This window comes from Achromobacter sp. B7 (assembly GCF_003600685.1).
Taxonomy (GTDB): Bacteria; Pseudomonadota; Gammaproteobacteria; order Burkholderiales; family Burkholderiaceae_B; genus Achromobacter; species Achromobacter spanius_B.
The window spans coordinates 253,642-268,450 of the sequence record NZ_CP032084.1; the positions used below are offsets into that span (position 1 = coordinate 253,642).

Annotated in this window: 15 protein-coding genes; 10 read left to right on the forward strand and 5 right to left on the reverse strand. The window is 64.4% G+C overall.

Annotated elements, in window-relative coordinates; translation table 11 throughout:
• Positions 1-13: 13 nt before the first annotated feature.
• The 3 genes from DVB37_RS01190 (at position 14) to DVB37_RS01200 (ending at position 2,607) form a co-directional block, all read left to right on the forward strand.
• Positions 14-1,018 carry a cyclase family protein gene (locus tag DVB37_RS01190; RefSeq protein WP_120153487.1) on the forward strand — a complete coding sequence of 335 codons (1,005 nt, stop codon included), beginning with the start codon at positions 14-16 and terminating at the stop codon, positions 1,016-1,018.
• Between the two features lie 72 nt (positions 1,019-1,090).
• Positions 1,091-2,077 (forward strand): tripartite tricarboxylate transporter substrate binding protein, encoded by a 987-nt coding sequence (locus DVB37_RS01195; RefSeq protein ID WP_046805321.1) that lies wholly within the window; start codon positions 1,091-1,093, stop codon positions 2,075-2,077.
• A 68-nt stretch (positions 2,078-2,145) separates the two neighbouring features.
• Positions 2,146-2,607, forward strand: coding sequence for a carboxymuconolactone decarboxylase family protein (locus tag DVB37_RS01200; RefSeq protein ID WP_120153489.1), 462 nt, complete (start codon positions 2,146-2,148; stop codon positions 2,605-2,607).
• Here the strand turns inward: DVB37_RS01200 and DVB37_RS01205 are convergent.
• The 3 genes from DVB37_RS01205 to DVB37_RS01215 all read right to left on the reverse strand — a co-directional run bounded on the left by DVB37_RS01205 (position 2,498) and on the right by DVB37_RS01215 (position 5,725).
• Entirely contained in the window at positions 2,498-4,075 is a 1,578-nt protein-coding gene (locus DVB37_RS01205; protein WP_120153491.1) for a TolC family protein, read from the reverse strand. The genes DVB37_RS01200 and DVB37_RS01205 overlap by 110 nt on opposite strands.
• A gap of 12 nt (positions 4,076-4,087) precedes the next feature.
• On the reverse strand, positions 4,088-5,230 hold the full coding sequence (locus DVB37_RS01210) for an HlyD family secretion protein (RefSeq protein WP_046805324.1): 1,143 nt from the start codon (positions 5,228-5,230) through the stop codon (positions 4,088-4,090).
• Positions 5,231-5,311: 81 nt separating this feature from the next.
• Complete coding sequence (locus DVB37_RS01215) at positions 5,312-5,725, reverse strand: DUF3302 domain-containing protein (protein WP_223264922.1); 414 nt, start codon at positions 5,723-5,725, stop codon at positions 5,312-5,314.
• 165 nt (positions 5,726-5,890) lie between these two features.
• Between DVB37_RS01215 and DVB37_RS01220 the strand changes: the two genes are divergently transcribed.
• The 3 genes from DVB37_RS01220 (at position 5,891) to DVB37_RS01230 (ending at position 8,655) form a co-directional block, all read left to right on the forward strand.
• On the forward strand, positions 5,891-6,808 hold the full coding sequence (locus DVB37_RS01220) for a helix-turn-helix domain-containing protein (RefSeq protein WP_120153493.1): 918 nt from the start codon (positions 5,891-5,893) through the stop codon (positions 6,806-6,808).
• A 128-nt stretch (positions 6,809-6,936) separates the two neighbouring features.
• Complete coding sequence (gene ppk2 / locus DVB37_RS01225) at positions 6,937-7,785, forward strand: polyphosphate kinase 2 (protein ID WP_120153495.1); 849 nt, start codon at positions 6,937-6,939, stop codon at positions 7,783-7,785.
• 93 nt (positions 7,786-7,878) lie between these two features.
• A complete protein-coding gene (locus tag DVB37_RS01230; RefSeq protein ID WP_120153497.1) occupies positions 7,879-8,655 on the forward strand; it encodes a fused MFS/spermidine synthase in 777 nt (258 codons plus the stop codon).
• Here DVB37_RS01230 and DVB37_RS01235 read toward each other — a convergent pair.
• On the reverse strand, positions 8,648-10,912 hold the full coding sequence (locus DVB37_RS01235; RefSeq protein WP_120153499.1) for an FdhF/YdeP family oxidoreductase: 2,265 nt from the start codon (positions 10,910-10,912) through the stop codon (positions 8,648-8,650). The genes DVB37_RS01230 and DVB37_RS01235 overlap by 8 nt on opposite strands.
• A gap of 186 nt (positions 10,913-11,098) precedes the next feature.
• Here DVB37_RS01235 and DVB37_RS01240 point away from each other — a divergent pair, with 186 nt between their 5' ends.
• Genes DVB37_RS01240 through DVB37_RS01250 form a run of 3 tightly spaced genes read left to right on the forward strand, consistent with a single transcriptional unit; the run spans position 11,099 to position 12,899 of the window.
• Positions 11,099-11,776, forward strand: coding sequence for a CsgG/HfaB family protein (locus DVB37_RS01240; RefSeq protein ID WP_046805329.1), 678 nt, complete (start codon positions 11,099-11,101; stop codon positions 11,774-11,776).
• Between the two features lie 11 nt (positions 11,777-11,787).
• Entirely contained in the window at positions 11,788-12,249 is a 462-nt protein-coding gene (locus DVB37_RS01245) for a DUF4810 domain-containing protein (RefSeq protein ID WP_046805330.1), read from the forward strand.
• Positions 12,249-12,899, forward strand: a complete 651-nt coding sequence (locus tag DVB37_RS01250; protein WP_046805331.1) for a DUF799 domain-containing protein — start codon at positions 12,249-12,251, stop codon at positions 12,897-12,899. The genes DVB37_RS01245 and DVB37_RS01250 overlap by 1 nt, the downstream gene beginning before the upstream one ends.
• 14 nt (positions 12,900-12,913) lie before the next feature.
• Here DVB37_RS01250 and dkgB read toward each other — a convergent pair whose 3' ends face one another.
• Positions 12,914-13,717, reverse strand: a complete 804-nt coding sequence (gene dkgB / locus DVB37_RS01255) for a 2,5-didehydrogluconate reductase DkgB (protein ID WP_046805332.1) — start codon at positions 13,715-13,717, stop codon at positions 12,914-12,916.
• Between the two features lie 122 nt (positions 13,718-13,839).
• Here dkgB and DVB37_RS01260 point away from each other — a divergent pair, with 122 nt between their 5' ends.
• On the forward strand, positions 13,840-14,754 hold the full coding sequence (locus DVB37_RS01260; protein WP_120153501.1) for a LysR substrate-binding domain-containing protein: 915 nt from the start codon (positions 13,840-13,842) through the stop codon (positions 14,752-14,754).
• The last annotated feature ends 55 nt before the right edge of the window (positions 14,755-14,809 follow it).

Here is a 14,809-nt window from a genome sequence, read left to right on the forward strand (position 1 = left end):
GGGGACAGTGACCATGAGTCAAACACCACGATACCTGCGCCGCCCGCAGGGTTCGAACTGGGGCGATTTCGGCCACGACGACCAGTTGGGCACGCTGAACCACCTGGACAGCCAGGCGCGTCTGGCCGCCGTCGCGGAAATCAAGACCGGGATTTCGTTTTCGCTCAGCTTGCCATTGACAGTGCCGCGCGCGCCCGTGCTGAACCCGCGCCGCAAGGGGCCGTCGATCCAGCCCGCCGAGAAAAACGGCGTGCCGGTGTACCGATATCCCCTGGGCCTGGACGTGCCCGGCGCCACCGACGTCGTCAGCGACGACCGCGTTACGCTGTCGCCGCAGTACTCCACGCAATGGGACGCACTGGGCCATGTGGGCTCGATGTATGACGCCCACGGTACGGGCCAGCCGCAGCCCACCGGGTACAACGGCTTTACCGTCAGCGAGCCTTCCCCCGACAACTTCACCGGCACGCAAGACCTGTCCATCGCGCCGATGGCGCGCCATGGCATCCAGGGGCGCGGCGTGATGGTTGACCTGCGCGCCCGCTTTGGCGATGAACAACGCAAGGTGTCGTACCGCGACCTCATGGACGTGATCGAGGCCGACGGGGTGCAAGTGCGGCCCGGCGACGTGCTGTGCCTGCACACTGGCCTGGCCGACCTGGCGTTGACGCTGGGCGAGCACGAACAGGAACGGCTCAAGACCAGCTGCTGCGTGCTGGACGGCGCGGACGCGCAACTGCTGGCCTGGATCAAGGACAGCCGCATTGCCGCCATCGCGGCGGACAACCACGCCGTGGAACTGCGCAACCATCAGCTGGACGCAGGCCCCGGGCCGCTGCTGCCCTTGCACGAACAATGCCTCTTCAAGCTGGGCCTGCCACTGGGCGAGCTCTGGCATCTGACCCCGCTGGCGCACTGGCTGCGCCAGCATGGCCGACACGCTTTCTTCCTGACCGCCGCACCCATGTACGTGCCCGGTCTGGTCGGCGCGCCGGTCAACCCCATCGCGACCGTCTGACCCCGTCAGGCGGATCGCGCAACGATTCATCATCAATCGAATATCCCCGTCGGGGAGTTGTGAGGAGCACACATGAAGAAGACCCGTTTCGCGGCCTTGGCCGCATTGCGTCCGCTGGTTGCGGCCATCGGCCTGGTCGGCGCTGTCGGCGCGGCCAACGCCGCCGGCTATCCCGAGCAGCCCATCACGATGGTGGTGCCGTATTCCGCCGGCGGCGGCGCTGACAACGCCGCGCGCATCATCGCCCAGGGCATGAGCGAAGTAGCCGGCCAAAGCGTCGTGATCGAAAACAAGGGCGGCGCCAGCGGCTCGATCGGTGCGGCCTTCGTGGCACGCGCCAAGCCGGACGGCTACACGGTGCTGTTCGACGCGTCCGCGTTCTCGATCAACCCGGTGCTGCGCAAGCTGCCCTACGACGCGAAGAAGGACTTCGTGCCGGTCTCGCAAGCGGTCAGCGTGCCCAACATCCTGGTGGCGGCGCCGGGCTCGGCGTTCAACAACCTGCCCGACTTCATCAAGGCCGCGCGTGCCAACCCCGGCAAGTACACCTTTGCCTCGTACGGCCCCGGCAGCCTGGCGCAGATGGCTGCTGAACTGCTCAAGAAGGATGCGGACGTGAACGTGGTGCACGTGCCCTACAAGGGCGGCGCGCCGGCCATCGTGGACGTCATGGGCGGACAGGTGGACGTGTACTTCGCCAACGCGGCATCCAGCCTAAACTACGTCAGCGGCGGCAAGCTCAAGGCGCTGGCCGTGTCCTCGGCCAAGCGCATGCCGGAATTGCCCAATGTGGCCACGGTCGGCGAAGCCGGCATCAAGAATTTTGACGTGGTCGAATGGAACGGCCTGTTCCTGCCCGCCGGCTCCAGCCCGGAAGTGGTCGCCAAGCTGCAAGACCTGGTGCAAAAGGCGCTGGCGCGTCCCGAAACGCGCGACAAGCTGGCCAAGCTGGGCCTGACCCCCGTGGGCAGCAGTGCCGCCGACTTTGCCAAGTTCGTCGACGCCGAGCAAGTGCGTTGGGCCGAGGTCGTGAAAGCCAATAACATCACGGTGAACTGATCCACCGACGGGAACGGGCGCGGCGTTGGCCCGTTCCCTTGTCAACCCGTTGCAGGGAGAAGCACACGATGAGCCGAGAAGAAGACTTCGAGCGCGGTCTGGCGAACCGCCGCGCTGTGTTGGGTGACGAATGGGTGCAGCGTTCGCTGGACCGCGCCACCACGTTCACCGCCGACTACCAGAACATGATCACGCGTTACGCGTGGCACGATATCTGGAGCCGTCCGGGCTTGCCGCACAAGGCGCGCCGCATGATGGTGCTGGCCGTGACGCTGTCGCTGGGCCGCTGGGAAGAATTCGAGCTGCACGTGCGCGCCGCGCTGACCGCGCCAGATGAGTCGCGCCTGACGCCCGATGAGTTGAAAGAAGTGCTGTTGCAGAATGCCATCTACGCTGGCGTGCCAGCGGCCAATACGGCGTTCAATCTGGCGCAGAATATTTTGCGTGAGGTGGCTGCGCAGATTGGCTATGACCTGGCGTCGGCGGACCCCCGGCAAGCGGATCTGTTTGGCGCGGGCTCGCAGCCGTAGCGTGCGACGCGGCCTGATCGGCGTCGGGGCTGCTTTGCGTTGACGCTGGCGTCGCGGGGGTCGTCGGCGCATCCGACTCGAAGCGTCCGCCCAGCGCCAGATGCAGGTTCACGCGCTGCACCAGCCTTTCGGCGCGCACGTGCATCAGGTCGCTTTGCACGCGCAGCGCGTCGCGCTTGCGCTGCAATACGTCGAAGTCGTCAAACTGGCCAATCTGGCGTTGCACCTGCGCCAACGCCAGCGCGCGGCGGCTTTCGGAATACTGGCGTTGCAGCGATTGCTCTCGCATCGCCAGCTGCTGCTCGCCGGTCAAGCCGTTTTCCACTTCGGCCATGGCGCCCAGGATGGCGCGCGCATACAACGCCAGCGCTTCGCGCTGTTGTTCTGTGCGTAGTTCGAGCGTGATCTGGCGACGGCCGGCGTCAAATAGCGGCCAGGCCAACGAGGCGCCCACGGGGAACACCCAGCTTTGCATGCTGGTTGCCAAGCCGGAATAGTCTTTGGTAAAGCGCCCCGCGCCGGCAAATATCGCAATGGTGGGCAGGCGCGCTGCCTTGGCTTCCTCGGCGCCGAAAAAGGCCGCCACCAGGCGTTCGCGCGCGGCCACCAGGTCAGGCCTGCGGTCCAGCAGCGCCAGCGGCAAGCCGGGCGCCAGCGGCGCGGGCGAATCGGGAATGGCTTCGTCCGCCTGCGCGACGCCGGCGGGGTAGCGTCCCAACATCAATTCCAACGCGCGCAGCGCTTGCACCCGCGCCAGTTCGCGCTGGGCCACCACGTCCGCCGCCGCGGCCACCTGCTCGGACCACTGCGCCACTTCAAATTCACCGACCCGGCCGATACTGCGACGGTATTGGATCAGCTTGAGCTGGTCGCTTGTTGCACTTTCCAGTTCGCGAGCCAGCGCAAGCTGCCCGCTTGCCTCCAGTGCCGCGAGCCAGCTTTTTGCGGTCAATGCCCCGATGGACTGGCGCGCGTAGGCGTAGTCGGCTTCCGATGATCGGTAGCCCGCCTCGCCGGACAGTTTCTCGGCCCTGGCCCTGCCCCACAGGTCCAGCTCCCAGTTCATCAGGACGGCGTAGCCGTTGGCGGAAAACGCACTGCCCGGCGTCGGGTCCGTGGCCGCGCGTGCGCCAATGCCTACCGTGGGCAGCAACGATGCGCCCGCCAGCCGCGCCTGGTGCGCGGCCTGTTGCATCCGGCTGGCCGCCACGCGCAGGTCCACATTGTTCGCAAGCGCTTCCTCGATCAGCGCTTGCAAGGTGCCGGTCTGCGGAAACCCCGCCCATGCGGGCTCGAACGCGGCAGCTTGCGCGCTGGTCGTCCACGCCGCCGGCACATCGGTACCGGCCATGGCGTCCTTGACCATGGCATCGTCCGCCGGCCGGTTCAGGTTGGCGCAGCCGGCCATCAGCATGGCCATGCATGCCAGGGGCAGCGCGCGGGAAAGAAGGGTCGGGGGCGCGGACATAGGCAAGGCCGGTCAGTGCAGCTTGAGAACCAGGTAGTCCAGTTTGGACGACACGCGGAAGATGACTTTGCGCACCATATGCAGCGCGCGCAGGCTGTCTGTGTAGATGGCGGCGTTGCCTCGCGCGCCCATCGCAAACATGATGTCCTCGGGCGCTTGCAGGTCTATGCGCACCGCGTATTGCATCGGCGCGGCGGCGCTGGCGCCTTCCGCCGTGGTGCCCGGCAAGGCGCCGGACGCCTGGAACTGGCCTTGTGATGTGGCCCACACAATGGAATCGACGCTGCCTTTGAACACGCGGCCGGGGATGGTGCGCAAGGACACCTCGACCTCGTCGCCCGGCTTGACCTTGGTTAGTTGGTTTTGATCGAAGAACGCGATGACCTGCTGCGAGGTTTCAACGAACGACATGATGGGCCGCAAGGGGATCGCGGCGGCATACGAGCCCACGCGCGCTTGCAGGTTGATGGCGTATCCGTCCGCCGGGGCATACAGCGTGGTTTGCGCCAGCTCCCACTTGGCCGTGTCCAGTTCGGCTTTCACCTGCGCCACGGCGGCCTGGTCGCCTTCGTACATGGCGCCGATGTTCAAGCGGATTTTCTGTTCCGCTTCGCGCGCGGCTTCCCAGTTGGCTTGGCGTACCTTCAGCTCGCTTTGAAAGCTCTGCACGTCGTATTGACTACCGGCGCCGCGCGCGGCCAGCGCGGTGCTTTGGCGCAGCCGCATGCGGGCCAGATCAACCTGCGCCAACGCGGCCGCCGTCATCGCCTTGGCCGAGGACAAATCCCGGTCCAGCGATTGCTGCGTGGCCTGCGCATCGATCAGCTTGGCTTCCAGTTGCCGCAGTTTCAAACGATAGGGCTCGTCGTCCAGGCGCAGCAGCACGTCGCCCTTCTTGATCAGTCGATTGCCTTCGACGGCGATTTCAACCACGCGACCGGTCACGCGGGGCACGACTTCGACGACGTAGTTGGTCACGCGCAATTCGGCGGACGAAGGCGTGACGACGTTGATGATGAAAATAAGTGCGGTCAGGCCCGCCGCACCCACAGCCACCACGCCGACCTGCGATTGAATATTCCAGGGCAGCAGCTTCAGCTTGATGAAGATCAGCCACACCAGCACGCCGTAGAAGAGAGCAATGAGTTCAAGCATGCAAACCTCCTGGACAAGTGCGGCATCCACATGTCGCGCAAACACGCCCACGCGACACGTACCCCTTTGGCGCGCCGGTCATCAACCGTCGGGTCGGGATGGAGGGGGCGGTAGATCGGTGGCGGGCGTGGTGACCGGCGCCTCATGGTGCGTGTCGCGGCCATACGCCATCTGATAACCGATGGGTTTGGTGTGCGCCCACAGCCAGGCAAAGGGCCACAGCATGCCGCCGAACGCCAGGGATAAAAGGCACAGCGATTTGATGGCTTCGGCTTGCGGGTGGTGGCGCTTTTCGGCGATGACTTCCGGCAGGACGTGCAGCTTCCAGAATATCCAGACGGCCAGGATGGGCACCAGAACCAGCACCACCCAGACCAGCACGTCGGCGATGGCGTCTTCCCAATGGCCCGCCGCGGCGTGCCCGGTGCCCGGCGCCATGGCGGCAGCAACGGCAAAGGCCACGGCAAATCCATGTCGTGAACGGGCTAAAGACATTTCGCGCCCCTTTTCCCTATGGGATGCCAATAACTCAACCGTTGCCAAGGTGGCTTATTGCGAAACAGCAAATTGATTTTCGCCAGTGACCCAAGCATGTGTCTATGCTAATTTCGGCAATATGTTGTCAGATCCACGTCGTCGGTACCTTGCCAGGGGAAACAGATGGATCTTCATCATTTCAAGTCGTTCGATTCCTACGCCGACGCCATCTTCGACGCCCAGGCACGCGTATTTCTCTTGGGAAGCGGGGGCGGGGGGTGGCGTATCAGCCGTTTCGACATTGACGGCATCGACCTCCAGCAGGGTAGCGCCGCCGTTTCAAACGTGTGCGAAGCGGTGTGCCGGTCTACTCACCTGACGTTGCTGTTGTCGCAGCCTTCTCCCTGCCAGGCCTGGCTGAATGGGGCGCCCTTGAATGCGGCGGCGCTGGGCATCCTGGCGCCGGGCAAGGGTTACGTCTTTCGCGCGGCAGGGCCCAACGAATGGATCAGTATCGCGTTGCCGGTTGATGCCGAGCTGTTCACAGGCGATGGCCTGCTGGCGCAGACGCTCAGGCGTTGGCGTAGTACAGGCGGCATGGAAAAAACAGACCCCCTGCAATGGGGCGCCCTGCGCGAAGCGGCCCTGATGGCGATGACCCCGGCTTGTCCGCCGGCGATCGGCCGCCGCTTGATCGAACGCAGGCTGTTTGACCTGATGGCCTGTCGTTTCCCGCACGACCGGTGCAAGGGCCGCCCCTCGTCATCGCTGGCATGGTTGTGCGACGCCACGCTGACGGTCTTTCGCGAGCGTAATGAGAACGCCCACGTCGAAGACATACGCCGAGGCCTGAAAATCAGCGAGCGCGGTTTGCGCGACTTCTTCCAAACGTGTTTCGGCATGGGCCCAGGGCATTATCTTTGCCTGCGCAAGCTTCACGACGTGTATTGGGACCTGGCATCGGGCGAGGACAAACGGATGACGGTGGCCGACTGCTTCTTGCAGCATGGCTATCCCTATTCCACGCATTCCGCGGCGCAATACCGCGCGCTGTTCCTTGAAACGCCTTCCGCAACGCGCAATCGTTTTCATCCGCAATAACGCTGCAACCGCCGTGCGCACGGGGCGCGATTCTGGTGATTCGAACCTGACGATTTTTCGCCGGAATCATCATGGACCTTCAATTGCGACTCGGCTCACAATGCCCGATGGGCCGATCAAGGAGCGAGATGATGAAAACCGAAAAAGCAATCGCAAAGGACGAACCCGTCAGCGCCGCACTTGAAAACGGCGCGCCCGGTGTCGCGGGGTTGTCGGCAAAGAAGTACGAGCGCGAACTGGCCAAGCTTCATGTTGAACTGGTCAAGCTTCAGCAATGGGTGGTGCACAGCGGGGCAAAGGTCTGCATCCTGTTCGAAGGGCGCGACGGCGCGGGCAAGGGCGGCACCATCAAGGCCATTACCGAGCGGGTCAGCCCACGGGTCTTTCGCGTGGTGGCGCTGCCGTCGCCCACCGACCGCGAAAAAACGCAGATGTACGTGCAACGCTATCTGCCGCATTTGCCGGCGGCCGGCGAAATCGTGATTTTCGACCGCAGTTGGTACAACCGCGCGGGCGTGGAACGCGTCATGGGGTTCTGCACCAAAAGCCAGGCCAAGGCGTTCTTGAAAGCGGTGCCGCTGGTCGAGCGCGCCATCATCGATTCCGGCGTGATCCTGATCAAGTACTGGCTGGAAGTCAGTGAAGCCGAGCAGACGCGGCGGCTACAGGCGCGTATTCACGACGAGCGGAAAATCTGGAAGCTGTCCAAGCTAGATCTGGATTCGTACAGCCATTGGTATGACTATTCGCGCGCCCGCGACGATATGTTCGCGCAAACGGACACGGACTACGCGCCTTGGTTCGTGGCGGATTCCAATAACAAAAGACGGGTGCGGCTCAATATCATCAGCCACCTGCTCAAGAGCATTCCGTACAAGGCGCTGCCCCGGGCAAAGATAACGCTGCCCAAGCGGCAAAAGCCGCAGGGCTACCGCGAGCCGGACCGCGCGATCCGCAGCGTTCCGGCTGTGTTCTAGGAATTCGGCGGCCGCCAAACCCGTGCGTCCGGGGCGAGTGGTATCTTGTGTCTGTTTTTTTATGTAGATGCATAGGCAGACGCCACCCGCCCCATGTCCGACCACGTACCTTCCGCGCCGACCACCCCGTCCGACGAGCCCCAAGCCATCCACCGGCCTTTCGTCCAGAACGTGGGCACGCGGCGCATGTTGCATTTCACGCAGAAAGAAATCCAAAGCAGCATGTCGCTGCTGAATCCCGACGCGCTGGAAATTGAATACACGCGCATGATGATGGGCTTCGTGCTGTTCAACCCCGAGCCCGCGCGCATCCTGATGGTGGGCCTGGGCGGCGGCTCGCTGCCCAAGTTCTGCTATCGCTACCTGGCCGGTGCCGACATTGAAGTGGTCGAGATCGACCCCGCCGTCATCGCCCTGCGCGAGGCCTTCATGGTGCCCCCCGACAACGCCCGCTTTCGCGTGGTGCAGGCCGACGCGGCCGACCACTTGCGCGGCCTGTCGGACCATGCCGACGTGATTTTCCTGGATGGTTATGGCGTGGGCGGCATTCCGGATGCGCTGTGTTCCGAAGCGTTCTACGCCGACTGCCATCGCGCACTGCGCGAGAACGGCATCCTGGTCATCAACTACCACGTGAACCACCCGATGCATCACGAGTACCTGGCGCGCGTGCGGGCCTCGTTCGGCTCGTCAATGTTTGAAGTGGTGGATGACGACATGACCAACAGTGTCGTGTTCGCCTGCAAGGGCGACTTGCTGAACGATCCGGCCGCGGCCGAATTGAAGCGTCCCGCCGCCATCCCCCGCGACGCGTGGCGTCAGCTGATGCCGACGCTGCGCGTCATCGGGGCCACGCTGGAACTCAGATAGCCTTGCGGATCCGCACGGGGATGGACTTGTAGCTGGGCGTGCCGCTTTGCTTGTCCTGGTAGTCCAGCGGGCAAAGGTTGTTGGCTTCCGGGTAGTACGCGCCGACGGACCCGGGCGCAATGTCGTAGGCAATGGCGGTCAGCCGCAGATGGCGGTGCGATTCGCCCGGCAGGCCGGTGTTGATGTCTACCTCGTCCCCATGTTCCAGGCCAAGGCGCGCCAGGTCGGCCGCGTTCATGAACAGCACGTCGCGCCGTCCGAACACGCCGCGATAGCGGTCGTCCAGCCCGTAGATGGTGGTGTTGTATTGATCGTGGCTGCGCAGCGTGGTCAGCGTCAGCGTGTCCGACGGCGCGGCCGGGTCTTCGCGCAGGCCCTTGAACGGCAGGAACCGCGCCTTGCCGGACGGCGTCTTCCAGATGCGTTCCGTGGGCGGCAACGGCAAGCGAAAGCCACCGGGCTTCAGGATGCGTTCGTTGTAGCCGCGGAAGTCCGGGTACACCTGTTCGATCAGGTCGCGGATGCGGCCGTAGTCTTCCACCAGGTGCAGCCATGGCACGCGGCTGTGCGGCAGCGTGGCAGCGGCCATGGCGGCGATGATGGCGGGTTCGGAACGCAGGTGTTCCGAGGCCGGCGCCAGCTTGCCGCGCGAGGCATGCACCATCGACATGGAATCCTCGACCGTGATCGACTGCGCGCCGCCAGCCTGCACGTCGCTTTCGGTGCGGCCCAGCACCGGCAGGATGATCGACTCGCGGCCGATCAGCAGGTGCGAGCGGTTCAGCTTCGTGTTCATGTGCACCGCCAGGTCCAGCCGGCGCATGCCGGCTTCGCACTGGTCGGTGTCGGACAGCGCCATCGCCAGGTTGCCGCCCAGGCAGATCAGCGCGCGCGCCGAGCCGTCGACCATGGCCTTCATCGCGTCCACGGCGTCGTGGCCGTGGCGCTCGGGCGGGCGGAAACCAAACGTCTTTTCAAAATTGTCGAACATCACCGGATCGATCTTTTCCGTGATGCCCACCGTGCGATTGCCCTGCACGTTGGAATGCCCGCGCAACGGGCAGATGCCGGCGCCCGGCTTGCCGAAGTTGCCGCGCATGAGCAGCAGCGCGGCAATCTGCTGCACGTTTTGGGTGCCGCGCGCGTGCTGCGTGATGCCCATGCCGTAGGTCACGATGGTGGCATTTGATCTGGCGTAGGCGGTGGCCACGGCCTCCAGGTCCGCGCGGGACAGGCCGCTGGCCGCTTCGATGTCGTGCCACGGGGTGTCGTCCAGGTCCTGCACATAGTCGTCGAAGCCTTCCGTGTGCTGGGCAATGAAGTCATGGTCCAGCACGCCGGGCGCGTCGCGGTCCGCCGCCACCAGCGCCTTCATGATGCCCTTGAGCGCGGCCGCGTCGCCGCCGACCTTCACCTGGTAATACGTGGAGGCGATGCGGGTAGACCCCAGCGTGCCCATCTCAACCGGGTTCTGCGGATCGGCAAAGCGTTCCAGCGCGCGCTCACGCAAGGGGTTGAACACGATGATGGGCACGCCGCGCCGCGCGCACTCGTGCAAGGTGCCCATCATGCGCGGATGGTTGGTGCCCGGGTTGTGGCCCATCGAGATGATGAGGTCACAGGTGTCGAAGTCGTCCAGCGATACCGTGCCCTTGCCGATGCCGATGGCTTGCGGCAGGCCGACGCTGGTGGCCTCGTGGCACATGTTCGAGCAATCGGGAAAGTTGTTGGTGCCTAGCTCGCGCGCGAACACGCTGAAGAGAAAGGCGGCTTCGTTCGAGGCGCGGCCCGACGTGTAGAACTCGACCATGTCGGGGTCGGGCAATGCCGACAACGTGGCGCCGATGCGGGCGAACGCGGCGTCCCAACCGATGGCTTGGTACGTGTCGCTGGCCGCGTCGTACGCCAGGGGGTGCGTCAGGCGGCCGGCGTCTTCCAGGTCGTGGTCGCTCCAGGTCAGCAGTTCGGTGACGGTATGCGCGGCAAAGAACTCGGGCGTGACGCGCTTCTTGGTGGCTTCCCACGTGACGGCCTTGGCGCCGTTTTCGCAGAACTGGAAGGTCGACGTGTGCGCCTTGTCGGGCCACGCGCAGCCGGGGCAGTCAAAGCCGTCGGGCTTGTTGGTGCGCAACAGCAGCACGGGCGCTTCGGCGATGCGCATCTGGTCGGCGACGGCCTGCGCCGTGGCCTTGAGCGCGCCCCAGCCGCCTGCGGGTGCGTCGTAGCGATGGATGCCGGTCAGGTTGCGTGGCTTCATGAATTCACTTTTTTCAAAACAACGGCCACGTTTTAAACGTTTTTTGCTGAATACCGCATGTCGTGCCAAAAGTCTCGTTATTTCAATTTGTGACAAAACTATTCATTTGCTTATAATGCCGGCTCGATTCAATAACGATTAGAGGCTTGCCCGCCGCGACTGCGGTGGCGCCGGCAGGAGAAGAAGATGTTGAACAAGGTCGTAAAGATGGGCGCGCTGGCCGTGTTGGCGGCGGCAATTTCCGGTTGCGCCACCGAGCGCTCGCAAGCGCTGGTGGTGCCGGCCACGCAGGCGGCGGCCAAGCCGTATCAAGGCGTGCGCAGCCCGATCTCGGTCGGTAAATTCGATAACCGCACCAACTATCTGCGTGGCGTGTTCTCGGACGGCGTCGACCGTCTGGGCGGCCAGGCAAAGACGATCGTGGTCAGCCATCTTCAGCGCAGCGGTCGCTTCCAGGTCATGGACCGCGACAACCTCTCCGAAATCAAGCAGGAAGCCGGCTTCAACAAAAAGGCCAACCAGATCAAGGGCGCGCGCTATGTCGTGACCGGCGACGTCACCGCGTTCGGCCGCAAGGTCACCGGCGACCAGCAGCTTTTCGGCATCCTGGGCCGTGGCAAGGAACAAGTGGCGTACGCCAAGGTGGACCTGAACGTGGTCGACGTGACGACGTCCGAAGTGGTGTATTCGGCATCGGGCGCGGGCGAGTACAGCCTGTCGAACCGCGAAGTCATCGGCTTTGGCGGCACCGCCAGCTACGACTCCACCCTGAACGGCAAGGTCCTGGACCTGGCCATCCGTGAGGCGGTGGACCGCCTGGTCGACGGCATCGAGCAAGGCGCCTGGCAGCCTTCCGCCAACTAAGGAGACTTGCCATGTTGAAACTACAGGCGATGCGTCGCCCGGATGCGCTTGCGCGCGCGGGGCGCGGTTTGGCGGTAGCCGCCGCGGTGGGTCTCTTGAGTGCATGCGTGCAGCAGCCCAAGTCGATGTACAGCTGGCAGGCCTATCAGCCGTCTGTCTATGCGTATCTGAAGGAAGACGGGTCGGATAACGCGGTGCAGGCTCAAGCCCTGGAAAAGAACATTGAAACCGCGCGTGCGGCCAATGTTGAGTTGCCGCCGGGCTTTCGCGCGCACCTGGGCATGCTGTACCTGAAGATGGGTGACGGCGACAAGGGCGTGGAGCAACTGCAAAGCGAGAAGGTGGCTTTTCCGGAATCCACGCCGTTCATGGACTTCCTGATGCGCAACGTCGGCAAGCCCGCGGCGTCCGTTGACGCCACGTCCGCCACCCCGGCATCCGCCGATGCGGCAGCCTTGAAGAAGGGATCGTGATGATGACCCGCTTGTTCCGAATCGGCCTGTTGGCCGCCGTCGCCATGCTGGCCGGTTGCGTCGCGCCGCAGCAGCACGTGGACTACACCGCTTTTCGCGAAAGCAAGCCGGCGTCGATCCTGGTGCTGCCGCCGCTGAACACGTCCGTGGACGTGGCCGCCACGGCCGCCGTGCTGTCGCAGGCCACGCGGCCCCTGGCGGAATCGGGCTACTACGTGATCCCGGTCGGTGTCATGGACGAAACCTTCAAGCAGAACGGCCTGAGCTCCCCGGACGAAATCCACGGGCTGCCCGGCGCCAAGCTGCGCGAGATCTTCGGCGCCGACGCGGCCTTGTACATGACGGTAAAGCAGTACGGCGCCAGCTATGCCGTAGTGTCCAGCAACGTCACGGTGGCCATCGATGCCGAACTGATCGACCTGCGCAACGGCGCCAAGCTGTGGTCGGGCAGCAAGCAGGTGGTACAGGCCAGCAACAGCAGCGGCGGCCTGATCGGCATGCTGGTGCAGGCGATGGTGGACCAGATCGTCAACACGCTGTCGGATCGCAGCTATGGCGTGGCCGGCACGACCAACCACATGCTGCTCAGCGCGGGCCAGCCCGGCGGCATCCTGTACGGGCCGCGCTCCCCGCGCTACGACACGCAGTAATCCTGCCCGACGTATCAGTCCCAGGCCGCGGCCAGCCCTTCGGGGCTGACTTCGCGGCCGTTTCTTTCCAGCGTGGCGATTTGCGCCATGTCTTCGTCGGTCAGGCGCAGTTGCAGGGCCAGCAGGTTGCTGGCCAGGTTGTCGCGCCTGGTCGATGACGGGATCACCGAATAGCCCAGCTGTAGCGCCCAGGCCAGCGTCACCTGGGCGGGCGTGGCGTTGTGTCGCTTCGCAATCTGCTGGATCACCGGGTCCTTCAGCACCCGGCCATACGCCAGCGTCATGTACGACGTGACGTGGATGCCCTGCTCTTTCAGGAACGCGGTCAGCGTGGCGTTCTGCAAGTACGGGCTGAGCTCGATCTGATTGGTGGCGATGGCCTCGCGGCCCACGGCGGCGATGGCCGCGCGGGTTTGCGCGATGGGAAAGTTCGAGATACCGATCTGGCGCGTCAGCCCCTGCGCGCGCGCCTCGGCCAGCGCAGTCATGCATTCGTCGATGGACACGCCGTTGCCCGGCGCGGGCCAGTGGATCAAGGTCAGGTCCACATAGTCGCTTCGCAGCTTGGCCAGGCTGTCCTTCAAGCTGGGCACCAGCTTGTCGCGCCCGGTGTTGGGCACCCAGATCTTGGTGGTGATGAACAGCGCATCGCGCGCCACGCCCGATTGCGCAATGGCCTGGCCCACGTCCGCTTCGTTCTCGTAGATTTGCGCCGTGTCGATGGCGCGGTAACCCACGTCCAGCGCGTTGCGCACCGAATCAATGACGACTTGTCCTTGCAGCCGGAACGTGCCGACGCCAAAACGGGGAATGCTCATGTAAAACTCCGAAAGAGGGAAAGATCCAGGCGCCCATGGCCCGGGAATGCCGCCAGTGTGCCCGCCCGATACTTGCCCAAAAAGCCCCATATCGGCGAAATACTTTTGATATAACGTCAAATATGAAAACGACGCTGGACGAAATGCAGGTCTTTATCGCCGTGGTGGATAGCGGCTCCATCACCGCTGCCGCCGAGGTGCTGGGCCAGACCATCTCGGCCACCAGCCGCACCATGAGCCGGCTGGAAGAAAAGCTGCAAACCACGCTGATGCGCCGGACCACGCGCAGGCTGGCGCTGACCGAAGAAGGCCGCGCGTATCTTGAGCAGGTGCGCCGCATCGTCGCGGCGGTCGAAGAAACCGAAGACCTGATGAATGTGCGGCGCAATCAGCCCGCCGGATTGTTGCGCGTGGACGCGGCCTCGCCCTTCATGCTGCACGTCATCGCGCCGCTGGTGCCCGGCTACCGCAAGCGGTATCCGCAAGTGGAGCTGGAACTGAACAGCAACGAAGGCAACATCGATCTGCTGGAACGCCGCACCGACCTGGCCATCCGCATCGGCCGATTGAAGGATTCGTCGCTGCACGCGGTGCCGCTGGGCCAGAGCCGCGTGCGCGTGTTGGCCAGCCCGGCATATCTGGCGCAGCACGGCACGCCCAAGCGCGTGGCCGACCTCGCCCGCCACATGCTGCTGGGGTTCAGCCAGCCGGAGTCGTTGAACGAATGGCCGTTGCTGGATGCGGATGGGCAGGCGCTGCACATCAAGCCCGGCGTGCGCGCACACAGCGGCGAGACGCTGCGGCAACTGGCGCTGAACCATGGCGGCATCGTGTGCCTGTCGGATTTCATGACGCGGGCCGACCGCGAAGCGGGCGCGTTGCAGCAGGTGCTGCCGCGCCAGACGCAAGACGTCAGGCAGCCGATCAACGCCGTGTACTACCGCAACACCGCGATTTCATCACGCATCAAATCGTTCATCGACTATGTGCTGGAGACGGTGGGGCCTGATGGATTCTCGGAGCCTGCCGGTCGGTGAGAGATGTGTCCAATGGAGACATCGGCATCGGGCCCGCCAAGGGCAAACGTATACT

Coding starts and splice junctions, on each gene's coding strand:
- DVB37_RS01235 (WP_120153499.1), bottom strand. CDS start 10,912: ATGAAGCCACGCAACCTGACCGGCATCCATCGCTACGACGCACCCGCA.
- DVB37_RS01245 (WP_046805330.1), top strand. CDS start 11,788: ATGTTGAAACTACAGGCGATGCGTCGCCCGGATGCGCTTGCGCGCGCG.
- DVB37_RS01240 (WP_046805329.1), top strand. CDS start 11,099: ATGTTGAACAAGGTCGTAAAGATGGGCGCGCTGGCCGTGTTGGCGGCG.
- DVB37_RS01230 (WP_120153497.1), top strand. CDS start 7,879: ATGTCCGACCACGTACCTTCCGCGCCGACCACCCCGTCCGACGAGCCC.
- DVB37_RS01250 (WP_046805331.1), top strand. CDS start 12,249: ATGATGACCCGCTTGTTCCGAATCGGCCTGTTGGCCGCCGTCGCCATG.
- DVB37_RS01205 (WP_120153491.1), bottom strand. CDS start 4,075: ATGTCCGCGCCCCCGACCCTTCTTTCCCGCGCGCTGCCCCTGGCATGC.
- DVB37_RS01200 (WP_120153489.1), top strand. CDS start 2,146: ATGAGCCGAGAAGAAGACTTCGAGCGCGGTCTGGCGAACCGCCGCGCT.
- DVB37_RS01195 (WP_046805321.1), top strand. CDS start 1,091: ATGAAGAAGACCCGTTTCGCGGCCTTGGCCGCATTGCGTCCGCTGGTT.
- DVB37_RS01190 (WP_120153487.1), top strand. CDS start 14: ATGAGTCAAACACCACGATACCTGCGCCGCCCGCAGGGTTCGAACTGG.
- DVB37_RS01215 (WP_223264922.1), bottom strand. CDS start 5,725: ATGTCTTTAGCCCGTTCACGACATGGATTTGCCGTGGCCTTTGCCGTT.
- DVB37_RS01220 (WP_120153493.1), top strand. CDS start 5,891: ATGGATCTTCATCATTTCAAGTCGTTCGATTCCTACGCCGACGCCATC.
- dkgB (WP_046805332.1), bottom strand. CDS start 13,717: ATGAGCATTCCCCGTTTTGGCGTCGGCACGTTCCGGCTGCAAGGACAA.
- DVB37_RS01260 (WP_120153501.1), top strand. CDS start 13,840: ATGAAAACGACGCTGGACGAAATGCAGGTCTTTATCGCCGTGGTGGAT.
- ppk2 (WP_120153495.1), top strand. CDS start 6,937: ATGATGAAAACCGAAAAAGCAATCGCAAAGGACGAACCCGTCAGCGCC.
- DVB37_RS01210 (WP_046805324.1), bottom strand. CDS start 5,230: ATGCTTGAACTCATTGCTCTCTTCTACGGCGTGCTGGTGTGGCTGATC.